Origin of the sequence: Rhizobium sp. N324, from assembly GCF_001664485.1 — a bacterium.
In the GTDB taxonomy this organism is placed as follows: Bacteria; Pseudomonadota; Alphaproteobacteria; order Rhizobiales; family Rhizobiaceae; genus Rhizobium.
In genome coordinates this window covers 1,268,101-1,289,842 of the sequence record NZ_CP013630.1, presented here as the reverse complement: position 1 = coordinate 1,289,842, position 21,742 = coordinate 1,268,101, and the positions used below count along the sequence as shown (strand labels likewise).

The following is a 21,742-nucleotide window of genomic DNA, read 5'->3' as shown; positions in this document are numbered from 1 at the left end:
TGCCTGCGTGTGCTCGGCCTCAACGCGGCGTGATGCGATAGGCGCAACGCCTTGCGCCCAAGAGGATGTGTTCGCTGCGCTCGACCTCGGCGCCGAGGGCGGTGCGGAAGGTTTCGAGTTCGGAGCGGCAGAAGCCGGCGCAGGCAGAAGCGGCTGCGCAGATCGGGCAGTGGTTTTCGACCAGCATGAACGATCCGTCCAGTTCGCGCCAGTGATCGGCCATATAGCCCTCGCGGGTGCGGATGGCGGCAAGGCTTTCGACACGCGCGGCAAGGTCACCGGCATTTTCCAGTTCCTGCCGATAACGCTGCAGCGTCTCGGCCTCGCGGGCGGAGATGACGGTATCAAGGGCTGCGGGTCCGAGCTGTTCGGTGAGCGTGACGAGCAGGTTTGCCGTCAGTTCGGCGTGGCCGTCCGGGAATTGTCGATTGCCCGCGGCAGTGAGATGCCAGAGCTGACGCGGCCGGCCCCTGCCCGTGGTCCCGACGGTGACCGGCTCCACCAGCCCCTGCTCCGCCAGCTTGGCGAGCTGCTGGCGGGCGGCCTCGCCCGAAATGCCGAGCGCATCGCCGATCGCCGAACCGAGCTGCGGGCCGTCGGTCTTTATCAGGATCAGGATGCGGTTGGCGGGCGACTGGCGCATATTTTTCCAAGCGATATCTTGTTTTAATGAGAGCGGCATGTAATTTTCCAATTTATAACTTGGAAAATAATCCTTCGCCAGCAAAAACATCGAGATCGTCCCATGTCGGATATCGACCAGACTGCAACCGTTCCCAGCGCCAGTTCCCTCCTCCGCCTCTTCCTGCCCGAGCATCTGCCGGCCACATTGATCCTTGCCGGCGGCGTGACGCTTTATGCGGTCGAGACTTACATCATGGCGACGATCGCGCCTTCGATCGTGCGCGACATCGGCGGGCTCGCGCTGTTTTCCTGGGTCACCAGCCTGTTCGTCGCCGCCGCCGTGCTCGGCTCGATTTTCGTCGCCATGCGGCCACGGGGTGTCGGGCTTCGCGGCGTCTATGTGATCGCGGCGCTGGTCTTCGGCGTCGGCAGCCTGATTGCCGCAGCCGCGCCGTCGATGCCGGTCGTGCTGGTCGGACGCGCGGTGCAGGGTCTCGGCACCGGGGCGCTTGCCGCGCTTGGTTATGCCTTCATCCGCTTCGTTTATCCCGAGCCGCTATGGACGAAGGCATCGACGCTCTATGCGGCGATCTGGGGTGTGGCGACCGTCATCGGGCCGACGCTTGGCGGCTTCTTCTCCGCCGGCAGCAACTGGCGCTACGCCTTCATCGTGCTGGTGCCGCTCGGCCTGGCGATGGCAGTATTGGCGCCGCGGTTCTTGCCCGAGGTCGAAGACGATCGCGAACAGGCGAAAACGCCGATAGCCCAGATCGGGCTGCTGCTCGGCGCCGTGCTGATGGTCAGCACCGCCGGCACGACCGAGACGACCGCCGCGAAAATCGCTTTGATCGCGGCCTCGATCGCTGCGGTCGGCGGCATGCTTGTCATCGAGGGCCGAAGCCCGAACCGGCTGCTGCCCTCCGGCGCGGTCAGCCTTTCCCGGCCGATTGCGCGCGTCTACCTGACAATGCTGGCGATGACCGTCGTGCTCGTCAGCGACGTCTTCATTCCCTATTTCCTGCAGGTGCTGCATGGGGTGGCGCCGCTTGTCGCCGGTTATCTGGTGGCACTCGTCGCTCTCGGCTGGACGTTTTCGGCCTTCCTCAGCGGCTCGCTGAGCGGCCGCCGCGCGCAGGCGGCGATCGTTGCCGGTGCGCTGATCGAGGCGGCGGCCACCCTTTCGCTGGCGATCTTTCTCGCGCGCGACAATCCGCAGGCGCATATGCTCTTCATCGTGCCGGCGGCAGTCGGCATGTTCATGATGGGCTTCGGCGTCGGGCTCGGCTGGGCGCATCTCGTCGCCATGGTGTTGAAACTCGTCGCCGGCAACGAACAGGACAAGGCTTCGGCGGCAATCCCGACGATGAGCTCGCTCGGCGGCGCTTTCGGCGCGGCCTTTGCCGGCGTCATCGCCAATGGCGCCGGCCTCGTCGATCCGGGCGGCGCTGCCGGCAGCATCTCGGCGGCCCACTGGCTCTATCTGCTAATGGCGCTGCCCGGCCTTCTCGCGGTCGGCGTATCGCTGACGCTGAGAGAGAGCCGAAATTAGAAAAGGCGCCTCGGTTCGGGGCGCCTTTCACGCTTGAACGTAGAGTCTAGCCCGGCCCTCAGGCGACGTTGCGTTCGGGCTCCTGCCGGACGGCCTGCTGCTTCACGCCGAGATAGAGCACGGAGCGGCGGCCGATGCCATAGGTATCGCAGACATCGGGCGTCAGGAAATCGGTGACTGGAATTTGCTGGACCGCCAAACCGGCGCGCTGGATCACATCGATGAACCCGGACTTTGAGAAGAGACGCACATGGTCGTCCTGGCCGAAATGCGCCCAGCGGCCTTCCGGCGTCGTCACGTTGGGATCTTCATGGGTGTCCTCGATCGACAGGCAGATCGGCGCCATCAGGATGGCGACGCTGTCCTGCTTGAGAACACGCCGGATTTCGGCGGTGGCACGCACCGGATCCTCGACATGTTCGAGCACATGGGAGCAAAGCACGAAGTCGAAGCTCTCGTCTGCGTAGGGCAGGTTGTGGATATCAGCCTTGTCGTCTGCCTCGGGCAAATACATGTCGCAGCTGCGGTAGAAGACATGTGGGTGGGTCTTGAGCCAGAAGGTCAAGGCCCGGCCCGGTGCAATGTCCAGGAAGCGGACGGCCTGTGCCTGGTCGAGGCGCTGGAACACCGGCGTCAGGAACAGCGCGAAGAGCCTGTCGCGATCGGTCGAATGACAATTGGGGCAGCTATAGGCCTGATGGTTGATCGTCTCGAATTCATCGACCTGGTAGGGAAAGCCGTGCTCGCCCGCCTTGTCGATGTAGTAGCGCGGAAGCGGTACGAAATGCGGAATTCTGCTGCGGCAGATGGGGCAGGCGTGGAATAGGGCCATTGTATTCCTCGTAGGGACCGTACAACGCGCAGGCAACGCCACATCAATATGCGCAATTTCGGGGCCGGGTTTCGTTCAGATGACTATTCAACGACCCGAAGACTCAAAAGCGTCCAGGATCAGCTTCACCTTGCGCCCGAATGCTGGTCCGAAGCTGACCTCATACGGTGAGCATGATCTTGCCGATATGGCTGCCATCCTCCATCAGCCGGTGCGCCGCGACGACCTCTTCGAAGGCAAAGACCTTGTGGATGACCGGGGCGACCGTGCCGGCTTCCAGAAGCGGCCAGACCTCGGAGAGCAGGTCGTCGCGAATGGCGCGTTTTTCCTCTGCCGTGCGCGGGCGCATGGTGGAGCCGGTGACCGTCAGGCGTTTGACCATGATCGGCGACAGATTGACCTTTTCGGCAACGGCACCGCCGAGAAAGGCGATGATCGACAGGCAACCGTCTTTTCCAAGCGAGGCGAGGTTGCGCTCGAAATAGGCCGCACCGATCATGTCGAGGATGATATCGACGCCCTGACCGGTTTCAGCCTTGATCACCTCGGCGAAATCCTCGCTCCGGTAATTGATCGCGCGTTTGGCGCCGAGCCTTTCGCAGGCCTCGCATTTCTCGCTCGAGCCCGCCGTCGTATAGACCTCGGCGCCGAAGGCGCGGGCGAGTTGGATCGCCGTCGTGCCGATGCCGCTGGTGCCGCCGTGGATCAGCACTGTCTCGCCTTCGGTCAGCCCGGCCATCTGGAAAAGATTGGCCCAGACAGTGAAAAAGGTTTCGGGAAGGGCCGCGGTCTTCACCGCGTCATAACCCTTGGGAAAGGGCAGGATCTGGCCTGCCGGCAGCAGGCAATATTCGGCATAGGCACCCCCGTTGGCCAGCCCGCAGACCTTGTCGCCGACGCCGTAGCCGCTGACGCCAGGGCCAATCGCAACGATTTCGCCTGACAGCTCCAGGCCAAGGATAGGGCTCGCATCCTTGGGCGCGGGATAGCTGCCCTGGCGCTGGGCGACGTCGGGACGGTTGACGCCGATCGCCTCGGCGCGCACCAGAACCTGCCCCTCACCCGGCAACGGCAGCGGGCGTCTGCCGATCGTCATCACCTCCGGGGCGCCAAAGGACTTGAGATCGACGAAACGCATTTCCTGCGGCAGTGACATGGCGCGACCCTCCCTGATCGGAACCAGGAAATAAGTCAGCCCCGCGGGCTTGGGAAGGCTTGTTGTGGCAAGGGCGTCAATTCGCCTCGCCCAGCAAGTGAAAGACGAGACCCTCCTCGCTCTCCTTGGCGGCCGACTTGATGACGGCGATCTCGGCGCTGACGCGGTTGATATCGTCGATGACGAGACCTTCCGGCAATTCGGTGACGCCGATCGAGCAGCGCATCAGCGGGAACAGCGCTTCGGCGCCGCTGCGATCATGGCCGAGGATGCGGCCGGCGGCGCGGTGCTCATCGGAATAAAGATCGAGCACATCGTCGTGGAAATCGCTGATCAGCCGGTCGAGAATCTCGGTCAACTCCTCCTGCGTCCAGCCGACGACGCCGATGAAGAAATCATCGCCGCCGACATGGCCGAGAAAATGCCGTTCGGCGAAGAAATATCGGCGCATCAGCGCGGCAAACAACGAGATCGCGTGGTCGCCGAGATGGAAGCCGTAGGCATCGTTGAACGGCTTGAAATTGTCGAAGTCGCAATAGCAGAAATGGCGGACCTCATCGCCGTCGCGGCCGGACTGGCGCATGAAATCGCGGATGGCGCGATTGCCCGGCAGGCCGGTCAGCGGGTTCTGGTCCTGGGCTGTTTTCAGCTGCTTCTCGTTGATGACCTTGATCAGCGAGGCGGCGGAGACGACGCCGGCATAGCGCATATTGTCGGTCAGGATCAGGCAGTTGCTGCCTTCCATATTGGCGAAGATCGCCATCAGATGTTCGGCATCGCTGTCGAGGCCGACGATCGGCGCCATCTCGACGAAATGCGAGATGCTGCGCTCATACATCTTGTTCTTCAGCAGATCGCGGCCGAAGGGCTGGTAGATATATTCCTTGAGGTGCTGCTCGTGGATGATACCGCGCGGCTCGCTATTGGCGTTGAGCACGGGAAAAAAGGCCTGGCGCGGATTGCGGCGGAAAAGCTCGAAGACGCTGTCGATGCTGTCGTTTTCGTAGACCGCCGGCAGCAGCTCGATCTGCTTGCGGATGAGGATCTCGTCGAGCGACTGGCTGGCGCGCTTGCTTTTCCCGAGCTCCTGCAGATGTGGGAAGGACGGCGCCAGCTCCGACATGTGCGTCGTCGGCCGCGAGATGAACCAGCCCTGGACGAGGTCGACACCATATTCGCGGCAGGCGATGAATTCGGCATCGGTCTCGATGCCCTCGGCGATGACGCGAGTGCCGAGCACATGGGCGATGTTGACGATGCTCTTCAAAAGATGACGCTTGCGCGGACTGCGGTCGATCTCGGCAACGAAATGGCGGTCGATCTTCAGATAATCCACGGCATGATCGCACAGCAGTTTCATTTCGCCGTGACCGACGCCGAAATCGTCGATCGCCAGCTTGAAACCGGCCTTGCGCAGCTTCGACACCAGGGCTGAGAATTCCGGTACGCTGGTATTGTCGAAGCGTTCTGAAAATTCGAAACAGATCGAAGACGGCGGGATATTCCCGGTCCTCAGATGCTGCAGCAGGGTCTCGACCAGCCGCTCGCCATCCGGGATCAGCCGGACATCGAGATTAAGGAACAGCGTCGAGGTGGAAAAATTCGACAGCGTGGCGAACTTGGCGAGCGCGCGGCTGGCGACCATCTGTTCGAGCTGCAGCAGCTGGCCGGCCTGATGGGCCTCGTCGAGGATCTCGGCCGGCGTGTGGTAGCCGATGCGATCCTGGCCGCGCATCAGGGACTCGTAACCGAACACCGTGCCGGTGCCGGCCTCGACGATCGGCTGGAAGGCGTTTTCGACCACGAGTTTGGCAAGGGTGACGAGCTGATCGCTGGCGTAGCGGCGCAGAACGCCGGGCTCGACGGCGGCAGCCAGGGATGTGCCGGTCTTCATCGCGGGCCGATCTCCACTGTGACTTGTCTTTTAAGTCAGGAAGATGCCGGGGAAGGATCAATGAACCCTTTCGCCAATGTGAAAGTTTTGTGAAAGCCGCGGGCCATCGGCACGCGCTCCGCGTTTATTGAAATCTCCAATGCAATCAGGCGCTTGTTCAGGCAGAGCGACGGCGCTGCGCCTCGTGATCGGCGAACATGTCGGCGACGCATCTGCCGCCGGAGGCAACGCTCTCGTCATCGAGGAGATCGGCCTTGATTTCACCGAGCTTGCGGGCGCTATCCCAGAGGCGGAGCGCCTCGCGGACGACCTCGCTGCTCGAGGCGTAACCGCCATTGTCGACGGCGGCACGGATGCCCGCTGCCTGTTGCGGAGAGATGGAAACGGTGACCATCGGCATGAACTTCCTCCCTTTTTTATTCAGGCAGAACCCTGCCTTTGGGGGACGCATGACCATTCGCGGCGATCGCGCACAGGACCACCCGCTTTTGGCGATCGGTCCATACCCCTTAAGTCTAATCCCCTGTCATCTCCTTGTCAAAATAGGCGTATCAAAAAGGGCTTCAACTGCGGATGCCGAGGCCGAAGGCGATCATGGTCGAACCCTGGATGATGAGATCAATGGCCAGGAACAGACCGAGGATCCAGAAGCTGTTCACCGGCCAGCCCAGCGCGATGACGAAGCCGGCCAGCGCAGTCATGACGCCGCTGATCGCGATCCAGCGCCAGCCCTTCAGCGGCCGCATCCGCATCCCGACCCAGAGGCGGAAAATGCCGGCCACCAGCAGCGCAATCGCCAGAAACAGCGTCAGGGCCGCCGAGGTGAAGATGGGATTGATGAAGGCGAAGATGCCGGCAAGCACGTAAAGCACGCCGCTCAGGGCCCAGAAGAGCACTTGATCCCAACGGCGCACCTGAAATGCGTGGACGAGATAGATGACACCGCCTGCCAGCATGAGCATGCCGACGTAAAAGACCGACGCGACGGTCGCCATCAACAGGTTGCTGAGAGCGATGAGGCCACAGATAAGAAGCAGCACGCCGAGGCCGAGGAACCAGACCCATTTCGACCGAAGCGGGGATCCGGGCATTTCGTTGAAGACGCTGGTCATGGCACACCTCCTGATCAACTTCGAATATGTTGCGCCCGCTTCTCCGGAAAAGATCTGCGCCAAATCAATTCGGCCAAAATTTTTGTTGATTGATCAGTCAATCAAAAATATCCTTGTCGAAAATGCGTGAGGAGTTGGCGGTTTGCCGAAAGTCGGAATGGAGCCAGTGCGCCGCAAGGCGCTTGTCGATGCGGCGCTGCGGGTGATCGGCGATCACGGCTCGCTTGCCGTCACCATGTCCGACATCGCCCGCCAGGCGGGCGTGTCGCCAGCTCTCGCGCATCATTATTTCGGCAGCAAGGAGCAATTGCTGATCGAGACGATCCGCTCACTGCTGCGGCAGTTGCGCCGCGATACGGTGGCGGCGCTGAAGGCGGCGTGCACACCGCGTGAACGGCTGTCGGCCGTCATCCGGGTCAACTTCCATGCCGACCAGTTCGCTCCCGACACGATTGCCGCCTGGCTTGCCTTTTACGCCGAAGCGCAGCGCTCGGAGGAAACCCGGCGCTTCCTGGTGATCTATGCCGGCCGGCTGCGCTCCAACCTGCTTGCCGATCTCAAGGCGCTGCTGCCGGCCGACGCCGCAGAACGCATCGCCGAGGGCGCTGCGGCGATGATCGACGGGCTCTACATCAGGCAAAGTCTGAAATCGGCGCCGATCGGCATCGAAGCCTCGATCGCGCTGACGGAGGATTATCTGAACGCGCTTCTGGCCGCCGTCTCCCCTTCTCCCCGCGAGCACAGGGGACGATCACCTCAAACCATCCAAGGACAAATGACATGAAAGCCCAGCCGAAAGCCTCGCACTTCATCGACGGGGAATATGTCGAGGACACAGACGGCACCGTCATCGAGAGCCTCTATCCCGCGACCGGCGAGGTGATCGCCCGGCTGCATGCGGCAACGCCTGCGATCGTCGAGAAGGCGATCGCGGCGGCCAGACGCGCCCAGCCGGAATGGGCGGCGATGAGCCCGATGGCGCGCGGGCGCATCCTCAAGCGCGCCGCCGAGATCATGCGCGAGAGAAACCGGGCGCTTTCCGAACTGGAAACGCTCGATACCGGCAAGCCGATCCAGGAGACGATCGTCGCCGATCCGACCTCGGGCGCCGATGCCTTCGAATTCTTCGGCGGCGTCGCACCCGCCGGCCTGAATGGTTCGCATATCCCGCTCGGCCAGGATTTCGCCTATACCAAGCGGGTGCCGCTCGGCGTCTGCATCGGCATCGGCGCCTGGAACTATCCGCAGCAGATCGCCTGCTGGAAGGCGGCCCCGGCACTCATCTGCGGCAATGCCATGGTGTTCAAGCCGTCTGAGAATACCCCGCTCGGCGCCCTGAAGATCGCCGAGATCCTGCATGAGGCGGGGCTGCCGAAGGGGCTCTTCAACGTCATCCAGGGCGACCGCGACACCGGGCCGCTGCTCGTCAACCATCCCGATGTCGCCAAGGTATCGCTGACAGGCTCGGTGCCGACAGGGCGCCGGGTGGCGGCCGCCGCCGCCGGCAGCCTCAAGCATGTGACGATGGAACTCGGCGGCAAGTCGCCGCTCATCGTCTTCGACGATGCCGATCTCGATTCGGCGGTCGGCGGCGCCATGCTCGGCAATTTCTATTCCACAGGCCAGGTCTGCTCGAACGGCACCCGTGTCTTCGTGCAGAAGGCTGTTAAGGCCGAGTTCCTGAAGCGACTGAAAGCGCGCACCGAGGCGATGCTGATCGGCGACCCGATGGATGAGGCGACGCAGATCGGCCCGATGGTTTCCTGGGCGCAACGCGAGAAGGTGGTCGCCTATATCGAAAAGGGCAAGGCCGAGGGCGCAACGCTTGTCGCCGGCGGCGGCATTCCCAACAATGTTTCCGGCGAAGGCTATTATGTGCAGCCGACGGTGTTTGCCGACGTCACCGACGACATGAGCATCGCCCGCGAGGAGATCTTCGGGCCTGTAATGTCGGTGCTCGATTTCGACGATGAGGACGAGGTCATCACACGCGCCAATGCCAGCGAATTCGGCCTCTCCGGCGGCGTCTTTACCGCCGACCTCACCCGCGCCCACCGCGTCGTCGACCGGCTGGAGGCGGGCACGCTGTGGATCAACACCTACAATCTCTGCCCGGTGGAGATCCCCTTCGGCGGCTCGAAACAATCCGGCTTCGGCCGCGAGAATTCGCTGGCGGCGCTGGAGCATTATTCCGAGCTGAAGACCGTTTATGTCGGCATGGGGCCGGTAGCGGCGCCGTATTGAGAGTGAAAAGACCCCTCCCCAACCCCTCCCCACAAGGGGGAGGGGCGAGAATGCCGCACCGATTTTACTCTTCTTCGATCGCACCGCTTGCGGTGCTGATTTCGGAGCAAGGCGGTGCCGCAAGTTAAGCCCCTCCCCCCTTGTGGGGAGGGGTTTGGGGCGGGGTCTTTAGCCCGTTGCAAAAGAATCTAAGGGAACGTTATGCAACAAGCAGATTTCGTCATCATCGGCTCGGGCTCGGCGGGGTCCGCCCTCGCCTATCGCCTCTCCGAAGACGGCAAGAATTCGGTTCTCGTCATCGAGGCGGGCGGCAGCGATTTCGGGCCATTCATCCAGATGCCGGCCGCCCTTGCCTGGCCGATGAGCATGAAGCGCTACAATTGGGGCTATTTGTCCGAGCCGGAGCCCAACCTCAACAACCGGCGCATCACCGCGCCGCGCGGCAAGGTGATCGGCGGCTCCTCCTCGATCAACGGTATGGTCTATGTGCGCGGCCATGCCGAGGATTTCAACCGCTGGGAGGAGCTTGGCGCCAGCGGCTGGGCCTATGCCGACGTGCTCCCCTATTTCAAGCGGATGGAACATTCGCATGGCGGCGAGGAGGGCTGGCGCGGCACCGAGGGGCCGCTGCATGTCCAGCGCGGCGGCTTCACCAATCCGCTGTTTCGCGCCTTCATCGAGGCCGGCAAACAGGCGGGTTTCGAAACGACGGAGGATTATAACGGCAGCAAGCAGGAAGGCTTCGGGCTGATGGAGCAGACCATCTTTTCCGGCCGCCGCTGGTCTGCCGCCAACGCCTATCTGAAACCGGCGCTGAAGCGGAAGAATGTCGAGATCGTCTACGGCTTCGCGCGCAAGGTAATGATCGAGAACGGCCGGGCGACGGGCGTCGAGATCGACCGCGGCGGCAGGATCGAGGTGGTGAAGGCGAACCGCGAGGTGATCGTCTCGGCCTCCTCGTTCAATTCGCCGAAGCTTTTGATGCTCTCGGGCATCGGACCGGCCGAGCATCTGAAGGAGATGGGCATCGAGGTGAAGGCCGACCGGCCGGGTGTCGGCGCCAATCTGCAGGACCATATGGAATTCTATTTCCAGCAGATCAGCACCAAACCGGTGTCGCTCTATTCCTGGCTGCCCTGGTTCTGGCAGGGGGTGGCGGGCGCGCAATGGCTGCTGTCGAAGGGCGGGCTCGGCGCCTCCAACCAGTTCGAGGCCTGCGCCTTCCTTCGCTCAGCACCGGGGCTGAAGCAGCCCGACATCCAGTATCATTTTCTGCCGGTGGCGATCAGCTATGACGGCAAGGCGGCGGCCAAAAGCCATGGTTTCCAGGTGCATGTCGGTTACAACCTGTCGAAATCGCGCGGCAGCGTGACGCTGCGTTCGCCCGACCCGAAGGCCGAGCCGGTGCTGCGCTTCAACTATATGAGCCATGCCGAGGACTGGGAGAAATTCCGCCACTGCGTGCGCCTCACCCGCGAGATCTTCGGCCAGAAGGCCTTCGACGACTATCGCGGGGCAGAGATCCAGCCCGGAGAGGGCGTGCAGAGCGACGAAGAGATCGACGCCTTCCTGCGCGAGCATCTGGAAAGCGCCTACCACCCCTGCGGCACATGCAAGATGGGCGCCAAGGACGATCCGATGGCCGTGGTCGATCCGCAGACCCGGGTGATCGGCGTCGATGGCCTACGCGTCGCCGACAGCTCGATCTTCCCGCACGTCACCTACGGCAACCTGAACGGCCCGTCGATCATGACCGGCGAGAAAGCGGCCGACCACATCCTCGGCAAACAGCCGCTGGCACGCTCCAACCAGGAGCCGTGGGTTAATCCAAGGGCGGCGGTGAGTGACAGATAGTCAGTGATAATCTTCTTCGCGCTGGTGACGGACGGCGACTGATCATGGCGGTCTATTCAACTCTCCTGCACAGGCGCAAGCCGATGCGCCTCGGCTGGAAATAGGGAGCGACCGCATCAGAGAAACCCGATCCAGCGACCCGCCACAAGGGTAGCGATCCATATCGTCGCCGACAGAGCCGCCGAAACTCTTATCGCCGGGCGCAGAATGCCGACCGTGGTTGCCGTTCGCCAGGCATGTCCGGCGTGCACCGCCAGTACATTGAGCAATCCGAAGGCAATCAGGCAAAGCTTGGCAAGGAACGCCGGATTGGCGGCATATTCGGCAGCCCGGACGCTGAAGAGACAGACGCCGGTGAGAATGGCCGCGGCAAGGCCGATGCCCGCCGAACGCGACAGAAACGGCGCGACGATCTCCACCGGCACCTTGCGGAAAAAGCCGGCAAGCCTGAGATCAAGCGGCAGGATGGCGCCGACGAGCAGGCCGATCGCCAGGATATGGGCTGTATTGACGAACATGTAGAGTGTTGCGGAGCGCCGGAGCGCGACCGCGGGTGCGGTGGCTGACAGCCATTCGAGGACGGCGATCACTTCTCGGTTCGCCCTGGCTCAGTTCGTCTTGATGCGGTCGGGATAGATATCGTAGCGCTTCTCGCCGATGGTGATGCGCACCGCCTTCATCCGCTTCTCCTGCGGATCCTGCGAACGGTTTCCGAGGGCGATCACCTGATCGCCTGGTTTGGCGACGCCCTCGACGAAGCCGGAGCGCTCCGTCTGGCGCGGATTGCCGAGTTCGACACGCCAGAGGCCGTCATCGGTGGTGGCGACATCGAGGGTCGGATGCGGCCCGCCCATGGAAATCTTCTCGATGGTGCCGCGAAGCTCGATCTGATCGGCCTCCGCCCACGACCAGCCGTGATGGGCGGCAGCGCTCGTCGCCAGGGCGGCCGACAGACCGACGGCAGCCAGCACATGCTTTGTCGAAAGTGCAAACATGGATCTTCTCCCTACCCGAATGGGCAGGCAGGTGGAGCATTGCGGCGGCGTGAAAAGCCATTTCACCAAATTTTGAAGAAAGAGATGGTCCTTTCCCGGCAAACGGGGTTAGAGCTTTTCCTGGTTAGATTGAAGCATTCTGTTGGCTCAAACGGAGTCGGATGGTCGACCGGCCGGCGCGCGTCGTAGCCCAGCTCTACGGCCAAGCCGGCCGGTCGATCAGCCGGCCCGTTTCAGCCAACCCGAAGGGCCGGGCATCTTTCCGCCAGGATCAGAGGCGATCGGCTCGGACGTACCAAGGGGTATGCCCATCGCCAATCGCCTCTGCCCTGACGAAAACCTGCTCCGGCAGAATGCTTCAATCTAACCAGGAAAAGCTCTAGGAAGAGCGTCTATCCAACATCCGTTTCGGCATGCCAGTGTTGTATCGCAAATCCCGACTTCTACGCCGCTCCCGTGTTCTCTGGGGTTCCCTCGCACTCTGGCGCCCACGGCTGATCTTCTGGTTCGGCGCCTTTGCGATCGGCATCATCAGCGTCGGCTTTGCCAGGCTTGCCGATCTCGCCCAGCGCGCCTTTGCCGGCCTGACCACATCGGGCGAATGGGGCTTCCTGCTGCCGCTCGTCATCACGCCGCTCGGCTTCATGCTGTCGGCCTATCTCGCCGCGCGGTTTTTCCCGAACGCGCAGGGCAGCGGCATTCCCCAGGCGATCGCCGCCCGGCATCTGCGCGACCCGGAAGACCGCACCCGCCTGCTGTCGCTGCGGCTCGTCTTCGGCAAGATCGTGCTGACGGTGCTCGGCCTCCTCAGCGGCGCATCGATCGGCCGCGAAGGGCCGACGGTGCAGGTGGGCGCATCGATCATGCTGGCGGTTGCCCGCTTCGGCGGCATGGCGCAAGCCCGCGGCCTGATCCTTGCCGGTTCGGCGGCCGGCATCGCCGCCGCCTTCAACACGCCGCTCGCCGGCATCGTCTTTGCCATCGAGGAGATGAGCCGGACCTATGAATCGCGTGCCAACGGCCTCGTGCTGACCGCCGTCATCCTGTCGGGCCTTGCCGCGCTCGGGCTTGCCGGCAGCTATAATTATTTCGGCTCGACATCGGTTGCGCCGGCATCGCCGCGCGACTGGGGACTGGTGCTCGTCTGCGGCATCGGCGGCGGCGCCCTTGGCGCTGCATTCAGCGGCCTTGCGCTCCATGCCGGCCAGCATATCCGCCGTTTCGCGCAGCCGCAGCCGCTGCGGCGGATGGTGCTGCTGGCGGCCGTCTGCGGCCTTGCCGTCGCCATCATCGGCCTGCTCTCGGGCGGCACCACCTTCGGCACCGGTTACGACCAGGCGAAAGGGGCCGTCGAGGGCACCCCCCTTCCCCTCGTCTTCTTCCTGGAAAAGCTGGTTGCCGGCTTCCTGTCGATGATTTCAGGCATTCCGGGCGGCATCTTCGCGCCTTCGCTTGCCGTCGGCGCCGGCTTCGGCAGCACCGTCGGCCAGTTGATGGGCAGCGGCATTGCGCTCGCGGCGATCCTCGGCATGGCCGGCTATTTCTCCGGCGTGGTGCAGGCGCCGATGACGGCCTTCGTCATCATTCTGGAAATGACCGGCGATCACCAAGCCGTCATCCCGATCATGGCGGTGTCGATGATCGGTTACATCACCTCGCGGCTCCTGTCGCGCGAGCCGCTGTATCACGGCCTCTCGCGCGTCTTCATCGCCGCGGCGATCAGAGCCCGGCGGGCCGAAGCGGGATGATCTGAGGAAAGCGGCCGCTCAGGCGAGCAGCCTGGTGACTTCGGCGCCATGTCTTGGGCCGACGGCGTCGGCGATGGTCGTCGAGAACAGCACCTTGCGGGTGGCATCGGCGACCTTGGCGAAGACGTGGCGGATCTGGCAGTTCTGTTCGCCGTCGCAATCGTCGCACCGGCGGTAGGCGGTGATCGACAGGCACGGCAACGGCGCGATCGGGCCGTCGATGATGCGCAGGATCTCGCCGAAGGTGATGGTGTGGGCGGGCTTCAGCAGGAGATAGCCTCCCTGCTTGCCGCGGCGGCTGACGACGATGCCGTGATGCTTCAGGTCGAGCAGGATCTGTTCGAGGAACTTCTTCGGGATCTTCTGCTGGGCGGCGATGTCGGAAATCATCACCGGTTCGTCGGCGTCGGCATCCGCCAGAACCGTCAGCGCCCGCAGCGCATATTTCGCCTTTTGCGTAATCATCTCAGACCATCGACACACAGGCGGCGCGAATCTCCGCGCCGCTACGGAAGTACTTTCGCCTCTATGGCATAGTCAGCATGAACGGAATTTGAACGCGCCGTGGAAAGCCTTGAGGATCAAGCGTTTTGGCCTTGTTTTTTGTTCTTGGCCAAGCGCCGGCAATCTACGCCAAAACCGCCTGCTCTGCACCTTTTTCGGCATCACTTCAGATTTCGGATTGACAGGCCGCGTGTAACTCTACTATTTTTATAGACATACAAGCTGTTCGCGGGGACTTTTGTCCTCGGGCGGCTGTTTTTTTGCATTGCGGCAGCTTCGGAGAGATATTTGCTCCTCCGGCCGCAGCTTTCGAAATCCCTTTTTCTGTCCGATCCAGGATTGAACTGCGATACTCCCGTCAACAAAGGACAGGATTCTCATGACTGTTATCAATAGGATTGCAGAAAAAGGGCCGATTGCGGAAGCCGGGGCGCTGAACGACAAGCTGGCGGGTCTCGACCTGGCCGGGCGTCTGTCGCTGGTCTCCGGCCTTGGCGGCCGCGTGGTGTTCACCACCTCGCTCGGCATCGAGGACCAGGTGATCACCGCCGAAATCGGCACGCACCGCCTGCCGATCGACGTCGCGACGCTGCAGACCGGCCGGCTGTTTGCCGAGACGCTGTCGCTGATCGAAGAGACGGAAAGCCAGTACGACATCCATATCCAGCGCTACGAGCCCGAGAAGGCCGATCTCGACGCCTATGCAGCGAAATACGGCCTCAACGGCTTCTACGAGAGCGTCGAAGCACGGCATGCCTGTTGCGGCGTGCGCAAGCTGAAGCCGCTTGCGCGCGCACTCGAAGGGGCGACGATCTGGATCACCGGCCTGCGCCGCGGCCAGTCGGCCAACCGTGCCGAGACGCCCTTTGCCGAGTATGACGCAGAACGGCACCTCTTGAAGGTCAATCCGCTCGCCGATTGGGACCTGGAGGCGATCAAGGCCTTCGTGTCCGACAACGGCGTGCCGGTCAATCCGCTGCATGCCCGCGGCTATCCCTCGATCGGCTGCGAGCCCTGCACGCGGGCGATCAAGCCCGGCGAGCCGGAACGCGCCGGCCGCTGGTGGTGGGAGCAGGACGAGACGCGCGAATGCGGCCTGCATGTCGCCGAAGAGGCCGCGGTGATCGCCGCACAATAACCAATCCATGGCTCCAGGGTGCGGCAACCGCCGCCCCGGAAATCCGACACCTCAAGAATTGCTTTGTGGGCAGCCGCAAAGATCGACAGTCTGGAGTAAGACATGCCCGATAGCCGTCCGGATACGGAACTCAGCAACCCGCAGAGCGCCAAGGCGCCGCTCGACCCGCATCTGAAGGCGCTGGAAAACGAATCCATCCATATCTTCCGCGAGGTTGCGGCCGAATTCGAGCGTCCGGTCATGCTCTATTCGATCGGCAAGGATTCCTCGGTGCTGCTGCACCTGGCGCGCAAGGCCTTCTATCCCGGCCGCGTGCCCTTCCCGCTGCTGCATGTGAACACCGGCTGGAAGTTCCGCGAGATGATCGCCTTCCGCGACGAGACCGCCAGGAAGTACGATCTCGACCTGATCGAGCACATCAATCCGCGCGGTGCGGCCGAAAACATCACCCCCTTCACCCATGGTTCGGCCGCCTTCACCGACATCATGAAGACCGAGGGTCTGCGCCAGGCACTCGATGCCGGCCAGTTCGACGCCGCTTTCGGCGGCGCGCGGCGCGACGAGGAGGCCAGCCGCGCCAAGGAGCGCATCTATTCCTTCCGCACGCCCGACCATCGCTGGGACCCGCGCAACCAGCGGCCGGAACTGTGGAACGTCTATAACGGCATGATCCGCAAGGGTGAGAGCGTGCGCGCCTTCCCGCTGTCGAACTGGACCGAGGTGGATATCTGGCGTTACATCCAGGCCGAAGACATTCCGCTGGTGCCGCTCTATTACGCCAAGAAGCGGCCCTTCGTGGAGCGCGACGGCATGATGATCCTGGCCGAGGATCCGCGCCTGGAACTGCTGCCCGGCGAAGTCCGCCAGGAAGGCATGATCCGCTTCCGCACCCTCGGCGACTTCCCGCTGACCGGCGCCATCCGCTCCCAGGCGACCACGCTGGAAGAGGTGATTGCCGAACTCGAAATCGCAACGGTGTCCGAACGCCAGGGCCGCGCCATCGACCGCGACCAGTCCGGCTCCATGGAAAAGAAGAAGCGTGAAGGATATTTCTGAGATGACCGCAGCCAACACCGCCGTCTCGGCCACCGCCGTCAGCCTGCCCGCGGCCGAACCGCAGAAGGCCCAGCGCGACTCGCGCCCGCTGCGCCTGATTACCTGCGGCAGCGTCGATGACGGCAAGTCGACCCTGATCGGCCGCCTGCTCTGGGACACCAAGGCGGTCAAGGAAGACCAGGCCGCCACCCTGCAGCGCGATTCCACCGGCAAGCAGAACGATCTCGGCCTGCCCGACTTCGCGCTGCTGCTCGACGGCCTGCAGGCCGAGCGCGAACAGGGCATCACCATCGATGTCGCCTATCGCTATTTCTCGACCGACAAGCGCTCCTTCATCGTTGCCGACACGCCCGGCCACGAGCAGTACACCCGCAACATGGCGACCGGTGCTTCGACCGCCGATCTCGCCATCCTGCTTGTCGATGCCCGCTTCGGCATTCTGGAACAGACGCGCCGTCACGCGACGATCGCCTCGTTGCTCGGCATCAAGCAGTTCGTGCTCGCCGTCAACAAGATCGACCTGACGGGCTACGACCGCGCCGGCTTCGACAAGATCAGCCATGAATTCCGGGAATTCGCGCTGTCGCTCGGCGTCAAGCAGATCACCGCCATTCCGATGTCGGCGCTGAAGGGCGAAAACGTCGTCTATTCCGGCCAGGCCGCCATGCCCTGGTACAGCGGCCCGACGCTGGTGGAGACGCTGGAGCTTGCGACCGTGCGCTCGTCGCAGACGGTCGGCTTCCGCCTGTCGGTGCAGCGCGTCTCGCGCCCCGGCGAAAGCTTCCGCGGTTATCAGGGCACGGTTGCCGGCGGCTCGGTCAAGCCGGGCGACAGCGTCATGATCCTGCCGTCGGGCATGGTCGCCAATGTCTCCAAGATCGTCACCTTCGATCTGGTGCGCAATGCCGCGGTCGCCGGTGATGCGATTACCCTGGTGCTCGACCGCCAGGTCGATGTGGCACGCGGCGACATGATCGTCTCGATCGACGCCCAGCCGCAGGTCGGCCTCGCCTTCGACGCGCAGATCGTCGCGCTGCAGCCCGAGGGCATCGAGCCCGGCAAACGCTACTGGCTGAAGAGCGGTTCGCGCCGCCAGCGCGTTCAGGTGCAGCCGCTCAGCCAGCTCGAGCTGAAGACCGGCAGCTGGACTGCCGCCCAGCGGCTCTACATGAACGCCATCGGCAAAGTCCGGCTTGTCTTCGACGAGGCGGCGATCTTCGACCCCTATGAGCAGAACCGGCTGTCCGGCTCCTTCATCCTGATCGACCCGGAGACCAACAACACGGTCGCCGGCGGCATGGTAACGGGCAAACGCACCGAACTCGGCGGCCTGCACAATGGCGAAGGCCGCGTCATCCTCTCGCTGCCTGCCGATCTTGCCGAGCAGATCATGGCCAGCGAACTCTTCGCCAGCCGCAGCCACGAGGCCGAGGTGCGCCGCATGACGGCGGCCGAAGCGGCAGAGCTCTGGTCGAGCGCTGCAAGCGATATCTGACAGGAGATAAGGGGCCAGCACGGCTGGCCTCTTATGCGAGGCCGAATCCGCGGGCTGCAGGGCTGGCGGATTCCTATCCCTCAGCTCAATTTTCTGTGCCGGCCTCTGCCGCCAAAAAATATCCCAATTTGCAGAAAACGGACTTTTTCAATTCACGATTCGCTGTTTAGCGCTTGCCCGTGCGCCAATGTGAGACCATTTTAGATCCGATCCTGGCGGTGCGGTAAGACGAGAGGTCATGCCTTGCAACGCTCAATTTCGACCTCGACCTAACGTGGCGCCTTTTCTCGGCTGATCCCCGAGCGAGGAGGTTGTCCATGTCCACACGCTCTGTCGACCATCCGCTACAACCGGGCGACCGGGTCCCAAACGTTGTGTTTGATGCGATCTCGCGCGAGGGGAAGATCGCGCTTGATGATTTTCGTGGCCACAGCCCGGTGTTGATCGGTTTGTTTCGCGGCCTGCATTGTCCGTTCTGCCGGCGCCATGTCGCGGCCATGGCATATCTCAACCCGATGCTGCGTGAGAAAGGCGTCCAATCCCTGGCGGTTGTAAACACCCCGGTCGAACGCGCGCGGCTCTATTTCCGTTACCATCCGATACCCGATCTCCTTGCTGCTTCCGACCCCGTGCGGGCTTCGCACCAAGCCTTCGGCTTGCGCGAGGTCGGGATCGACACGGCCATGGCGATACGGATCGATCTTCCGGGCGAATTGCCCGAGCCTATGAGCGTGATGGCAATGGACGAATTTCTCAACGAGAAGGAAGGATATCAAATTACCGAAGCCGATCAGCAGATGATGACGGCCGACCACGGGCAGCTTGTCGGTCAGTTCCTGATCGACCGGGAGGGCATCGTGCGCTGGAGCTTCACTGAAGTTCTGGAGGCCGGGCTCCAGACCTACACGGCACCGAATTCCCAGGAATTGATGTCGGCAGCTTCCCAAGTCGCACATTGACAACGAAAAACCCGCCCGACGACCCACCGTGCGGGTGAGCCTTTTACGGTGGAACACGCAGCATCACCCCGCTATAAAGGTCATGCTGCGTTTCTTTTTTTGCGGTAAGCGATGCCCAATTCTCCCGAATCCTCAGGTGAAAACGTTAGCAGCTCGAGCTCGGGCCGCAATCAGACCCTGGAGTCGGCAGCGCCGGCGGCCGCCTCGGATTCGCCGGGAACCCCAGTCGACGACCCGCAGCCGCCCCATGGATCCTTCGACCAAACCAGGCGGGCCGCAAGGACGCTGTTACGGGCGATACGTCAGGATGTGCAGGCAAGTTCTGCCTTGGCAAAGATCAAGACGGCCGCATTGTTTTGGGGGGCGAAGCTCAAGAGATCGACGCGGCCTGGAATGGCGTCGGCTCCCCTGACATGGATGACGACTGCTTTGGCAGGGGCGGCGCGGCGTATTCGCGATCGGCGTTCAAGCCCGCGTGAAAATCGACAGAGCACGTGGCGCATCGCCGGATGGCGAAAATTCGCTTTGGGGTTCGTCTTTCTTGTCTGCCTCGTCGTCGGAAGCGTGCTGGTGTGGGCCCTGAAAGACGTGCCCTGGAGCGAAATACGGGATGGAACGTTAAAGCCGGTCGTCGTGCTGGAAACCGCCGACGGGGCGCCGCTGGTGAGACAAGGACCTTATCAAGGACCCTATGCCCGATACGAGCAGTTTCCGCCGCATCTGATCGATGCCGTCCTCTCAATCGAGGATCGCCGCTTCATGGATCATTTCGGCATCGACCCCAGGGGCATCGGGCGGGCGCTTCTGCGGAACCTGGAAGCTGGCTCGGTGGTGGAAGGCGGCAGCACCATCACCCAGCAGCTGATCAAGCTGCAATATCTCGACAGCGACCGAACCATAAAACGAAAAATCCAGGAGGTCGTCATCGCCTTCTGGCTGGAGTGGAAGCTCGGCAAGGCGGAAATCCTGACGCGCTATCTCAACAGCGTCTATCTTGGCGCCGGCGCCACCGGCATGCCTGCCGCCGCGCGCATCTATTTCAACAAGGACATCGACGCTCTCGACCTGCCGGAGTCGGCGATGCTGGCGGGATTGCTGCGGGCGCCGAGCCAATGGAATCCGATCGACAATTTCGAAGGCGCGCGGCAGCGCACCATGGTCGTTCTCGACGCGATGGCGGCCAATGGCAAGATCACCGCGCCACAGGCGGCGGCGGCCAAGACGAGCTTTGCCAGGCTGCACCCGACGACACCAACGCCGCGCTCCGGAAGCTGGTTTGCCGACTGGATTTCGCCGCAAGCGAGCGAAATCGCCGGCTCCTCGCCGGGTTCGACCACGGTGCGCACCACGCTGGTGCCGCAGTTGCAGCAGAGCGCCGAACGGATCGTGAAAAAGGCTCTGGACGGTGAAGGAAAGTCGGTCGGCGCATCGCAAGCCGCCTTGGTTGCGATGACGCCGGACGGCGCGGTCGTCGCGATGGTTGGCGGGCGCGACTATAAGGCCAGCCAGTTCAACCGCGCCGTCACCGCGATGCGCCAGCCGGGTTCCACCTTCAAGCTGTTCGTCTATTACGCAGCCTTGAAGGCCGGGCTCACTCTATCCGACCGGGTTCTGGATGCGCCGATCGACATCAACGGCTGGTCGCCGGAAAATTCCGGTGGCAATTATAGCGGCTGGGTCACGCTTGCCGAGGCGTTCGCGCGATCGCTGAATGCCGCGTCGGTGGCGCTTGCCCAAGAGGTGGGTCTCGACAATGTGATTGCCGCAGCCCGCGAACTCGGCATCGATGCGCCACTGGCCAACACGCCGTCGCTGGCGCTCGGCACCTCCGAAGTCAATCTGCTTAATCTCACCAGCGCCTATGCCTCCGTCCAACTCGGCAGGGCCCCCGTCAAGCCCCGGGGCATCATCGACTTCCAGGCGGCGGGGCAGCCCAAGACGTTTCGCGTCGGCTCACAGTCAAAGCCGACTGTCGATCTTTCGCCCTATCAGTCCGATCTCCTCGGCCTCCTGCAGCTGGTGGTCGAGCGCGGCACCGGACGCGGCGCGGATCCCGGCATGTTTGCGGCCGGCAAGACCGGCACGAGCCAGGACAATCGTGACGCCTGGTTCGTCGGCTTCACCGACGCCCTCGTCGTCGGCGTCTGGGTCGGCAATGATGATGACGCGCCGATGAAGGGGGTGACGGGCGGCGGCCTGCCGGCGCATATCTGGCGGGACTTCATGCGCGAGGCGACGAGCGAAGCAACGCTGAACGGCGTGCGATCGGCCGAAACAGCAGATGATGGTCAAGGCGCACCGCAGTCCTGCAACATCACCGCCTGCTCGCGCAGTTACCGCTCCTTCCGGCCGTCCGATTGTACCTATCAGCCATATTCCGGCGGCCGACGGCTTTGCGAAAAGTGATGTAGTCCGGCGGGCGTGGGGCGGCCTGCCGCCACTTATCCATAAAAGGGCACTATCTTATGCATTTCAGCCATCTACAGCGATAATCCCTGTTTCGATAGAGTGCCCGCCGTGGAGGCAGGGCGATCGGCCCTTCCTTGCCAAGACGCCCGCCGTTCCGGTCGGCGCGAGCGACA

General features: G+C 63.1%; 18 protein-coding genes and 1 pseudogene. 10 read left to right on the top strand and 9 right to left on the bottom strand.

Going from position 1 to position 21,742, the window contains the following annotated elements; translation table 11 throughout:
- Positions 1–19: 19 nt before the first annotated feature.
- Positions 20–643: a helix-turn-helix transcriptional regulator gene (locus AMK05_RS06140; protein ID WP_064837483.1), complete on the bottom strand. Its 624-nt coding sequence runs from the start codon at positions 641–643 to the stop codon at positions 20–22.
- A 102-nt stretch (positions 644–745) separates the two neighbouring features.
- On the opposite strand from AMK05_RS06140, the gene AMK05_RS06135 reads away from it, so the two are divergent.
- Positions 746–2,173, top strand: a complete 1,428-nt coding sequence (locus AMK05_RS06135) for an MFS transporter (protein WP_064837481.1) — start codon at positions 746–748, stop codon at positions 2,171–2,173.
- 58 nt (positions 2,174–2,231) lie between these two features.
- On the opposite strand, the gene AMK05_RS06130 is transcribed toward AMK05_RS06135, so the two are convergent.
- From AMK05_RS06130 to AMK05_RS06110, 5 genes and pseudogenes are all read right to left on the bottom strand, one after another.
- Positions 2,232–3,005: a class I SAM-dependent methyltransferase gene (locus tag AMK05_RS06130; protein ID WP_064837479.1), complete on the bottom strand. Its 774-nt coding sequence runs from the start codon at positions 3,003–3,005 to the stop codon at positions 2,232–2,234.
- Positions 3,006–3,165: 160 nt separating this feature from the next.
- Positions 3,166–4,161, bottom strand: coding sequence for an NAD(P)H-quinone oxidoreductase (locus AMK05_RS06125; RefSeq protein ID WP_064837477.1), 996 nt, complete (start codon positions 4,159–4,161; stop codon positions 3,166–3,168).
- A gap of 76 nt (positions 4,162–4,237) precedes the next feature.
- Positions 4,238–6,162 (bottom strand): annotated as a pseudogene (locus AMK05_RS06120) (bifunctional diguanylate cyclase/phosphodiesterase).
- Between the two features lie 50 nt (positions 6,163–6,212).
- The gene (locus AMK05_RS06115) at positions 6,213–6,455 is read right to left on the bottom strand and encodes a ribbon-helix-helix domain-containing protein (RefSeq protein WP_064837472.1); all 243 of its coding nucleotides are present in this window, start codon (positions 6,453–6,455) and stop codon (positions 6,213–6,215) included.
- 163 nt (positions 6,456–6,618) lie between these two features.
- Positions 6,619–7,167 carry an HdeD family acid-resistance protein gene (locus AMK05_RS06110; protein WP_064837470.1) on the bottom strand — a complete coding sequence of 183 codons (549 nt, stop codon included), beginning with the start codon at positions 7,165–7,167 and terminating at the stop codon, positions 6,619–6,621.
- A 157-nt stretch (positions 7,168–7,324) separates the two neighbouring features.
- Here AMK05_RS06110 and betI point away from each other — a divergent pair, with 157 nt between their 5' ends.
- From betI to betA, 3 genes are all read left to right on the top strand, one after another.
- Complete coding sequence (gene betI / locus AMK05_RS06105; protein ID WP_064837468.1) at positions 7,325–7,951, top strand: transcriptional regulator BetI; 627 nt, start codon at positions 7,325–7,327, stop codon at positions 7,949–7,951.
- Complete coding sequence (gene betB / locus AMK05_RS06100) at positions 7,948–9,411, top strand: betaine-aldehyde dehydrogenase (protein WP_064837466.1); 1,464 nt, start codon at positions 7,948–7,950, stop codon at positions 9,409–9,411. Before betI ends, betB begins: the two co-directional genes overlap by 4 nt.
- Positions 9,412–9,612: 201 nt before the next feature.
- Positions 9,613–11,265 (top strand): choline dehydrogenase, encoded by a 1,653-nt coding sequence (betA, locus tag AMK05_RS06095; RefSeq protein WP_064837464.1) that lies wholly within the window; start codon positions 9,613–9,615, stop codon positions 11,263–11,265.
- Positions 11,266–11,381: 116 nt separating this feature from the next.
- On the opposite strand, the gene AMK05_RS06090 is transcribed toward betA, so the two are convergent.
- Both AMK05_RS06090 and AMK05_RS06085 read right to left on the bottom strand, forming a co-directional pair.
- The gene (locus AMK05_RS06090; protein ID WP_064837462.1) at positions 11,382–11,855 is read right to left on the bottom strand and encodes a DUF6644 family protein; all 474 of its coding nucleotides are present in this window, start codon (positions 11,853–11,855) and stop codon (positions 11,382–11,384) included.
- An 18-nt stretch (positions 11,856–11,873) separates the two neighbouring features.
- A complete protein-coding gene (locus AMK05_RS06085; RefSeq protein ID WP_064837460.1) occupies positions 11,874–12,260 on the bottom strand; it encodes a DUF6152 family protein in 387 nt (128 codons plus the stop codon).
- Positions 12,261–12,673: 413 nt separating this feature from the next.
- Here AMK05_RS06085 and AMK05_RS06080 point away from each other — a divergent pair, with 413 nt between their 5' ends.
- Complete coding sequence (locus AMK05_RS06080; protein ID WP_064837457.1) at positions 12,674–14,008, top strand: chloride channel protein; 1,335 nt, start codon at positions 12,674–12,676, stop codon at positions 14,006–14,008.
- A gap of 18 nt (positions 14,009–14,026) precedes the next feature.
- On the opposite strand, the gene AMK05_RS06075 is transcribed toward AMK05_RS06080, so the two are convergent.
- On the bottom strand, positions 14,027–14,473 hold the full coding sequence (locus AMK05_RS06075; protein WP_003569590.1) for an RrF2 family transcriptional regulator: 447 nt from the start codon (positions 14,471–14,473) through the stop codon (positions 14,027–14,029).
- A 418-nt stretch (positions 14,474–14,891) separates the two neighbouring features.
- Between AMK05_RS06075 and AMK05_RS06070 the strand changes: the two genes are divergently transcribed.
- From AMK05_RS06070 to AMK05_RS06050, 5 genes are all read left to right on the top strand, one after another.
- On the top strand, positions 14,892–15,650 hold the full coding sequence (locus tag AMK05_RS06070) for a phosphoadenylyl-sulfate reductase (protein ID WP_064837455.1): 759 nt from the start codon (positions 14,892–14,894) through the stop codon (positions 15,648–15,650).
- Between the two features lie 102 nt (positions 15,651–15,752).
- A complete protein-coding gene (gene cysD, locus AMK05_RS06065) occupies positions 15,753–16,706 on the top strand; it encodes a sulfate adenylyltransferase subunit CysD (RefSeq protein ID WP_064837453.1) in 954 nt (317 codons plus the stop codon).
- A gap of 1 nt (position 16,707) precedes the next feature.
- On the top strand, positions 16,708–18,201 hold the full coding sequence (cysN, locus tag AMK05_RS06060; protein WP_064837451.1) for a sulfate adenylyltransferase subunit CysN: 1,494 nt from the start codon (positions 16,708–16,710) through the stop codon (positions 18,199–18,201).
- 317 nt (positions 18,202–18,518) lie between these two features.
- Positions 18,519–19,160, top strand: a complete 642-nt coding sequence (locus tag AMK05_RS06055) for a peroxiredoxin-like family protein (RefSeq protein ID WP_064837448.1) — start codon at positions 18,519–18,521, stop codon at positions 19,158–19,160.
- Positions 19,161–19,271: 111 nt separating this feature from the next.
- A complete protein-coding gene (locus AMK05_RS06050; protein ID WP_064837445.1) occupies positions 19,272–21,566 on the top strand; it encodes a PBP1A family penicillin-binding protein in 2,295 nt (764 codons plus the stop codon).
- Positions 21,567–21,742: the final 176 nt, after the last annotated feature.

Excerpts from the sequence above, each read along its gene's own strand:
- AMK05_RS06140 (WP_064837483.1), bottom strand. The coding sequence starts at position 643 with ATGCGCCAGTCGCCCGCCAACCGCATCCTGATCCTGATAAAGACCGAC.
- AMK05_RS06135 (WP_064837481.1), top strand. The coding sequence starts at position 746 with ATGTCGGATATCGACCAGACTGCAACCGTTCCCAGCGCCAGTTCCCTC.
- AMK05_RS06130 (WP_064837479.1), bottom strand. The coding sequence starts at position 3,005 with ATGGCCCTATTCCACGCCTGCCCCATCTGCCGCAGCAGAATTCCGCAT.
- AMK05_RS06125 (WP_064837477.1), bottom strand. The coding sequence starts at position 4,161 with ATGTCACTGCCGCAGGAAATGCGTTTCGTCGATCTCAAGTCCTTTGGC.
- AMK05_RS06115 (WP_064837472.1), bottom strand. The coding sequence starts at position 6,455 with ATGCCGATGGTCACCGTTTCCATCTCTCCGCAACAGGCAGCGGGCATC.
- AMK05_RS06110 (WP_064837470.1), bottom strand. The coding sequence starts at position 7,167 with ATGACCAGCGTCTTCAACGAAATGCCCGGATCCCCGCTTCGGTCGAAA.
- betI (WP_064837468.1), top strand. The coding sequence starts at position 7,325 with ATGGAGCCAGTGCGCCGCAAGGCGCTTGTCGATGCGGCGCTGCGGGTG.
- betB (WP_064837466.1), top strand. The coding sequence starts at position 7,948 with ATGAAAGCCCAGCCGAAAGCCTCGCACTTCATCGACGGGGAATATGTC.
- betA (WP_064837464.1), top strand. The coding sequence starts at position 9,613 with ATGCAACAAGCAGATTTCGTCATCATCGGCTCGGGCTCGGCGGGGTCC.
- AMK05_RS06085 (WP_064837460.1), bottom strand. The coding sequence starts at position 12,260 with ATGTTTGCACTTTCGACAAAGCATGTGCTGGCTGCCGTCGGTCTGTCG.
- AMK05_RS06080 (WP_064837457.1), top strand. The coding sequence starts at position 12,674 with ATGCCAGTGTTGTATCGCAAATCCCGACTTCTACGCCGCTCCCGTGTT.
- AMK05_RS06075 (WP_003569590.1), bottom strand. The coding sequence starts at position 14,473 with ATGATTACGCAAAAGGCGAAATATGCGCTGCGGGCGCTGACGGTTCTG.
- AMK05_RS06070 (WP_064837455.1), top strand. The coding sequence starts at position 14,892 with ATGACTGTTATCAATAGGATTGCAGAAAAAGGGCCGATTGCGGAAGCC.
- cysD (WP_064837453.1), top strand. The coding sequence starts at position 15,753 with ATGCCCGATAGCCGTCCGGATACGGAACTCAGCAACCCGCAGAGCGCC.
- cysN (WP_064837451.1), top strand. The coding sequence starts at position 16,708 with ATGACCGCAGCCAACACCGCCGTCTCGGCCACCGCCGTCAGCCTGCCC.
- AMK05_RS06055 (WP_064837448.1), top strand. The coding sequence starts at position 18,519 with ATGTCCACACGCTCTGTCGACCATCCGCTACAACCGGGCGACCGGGTC.
- AMK05_RS06050 (WP_064837445.1), top strand. The coding sequence starts at position 19,272 with ATGCCCAATTCTCCCGAATCCTCAGGTGAAAACGTTAGCAGCTCGAGC.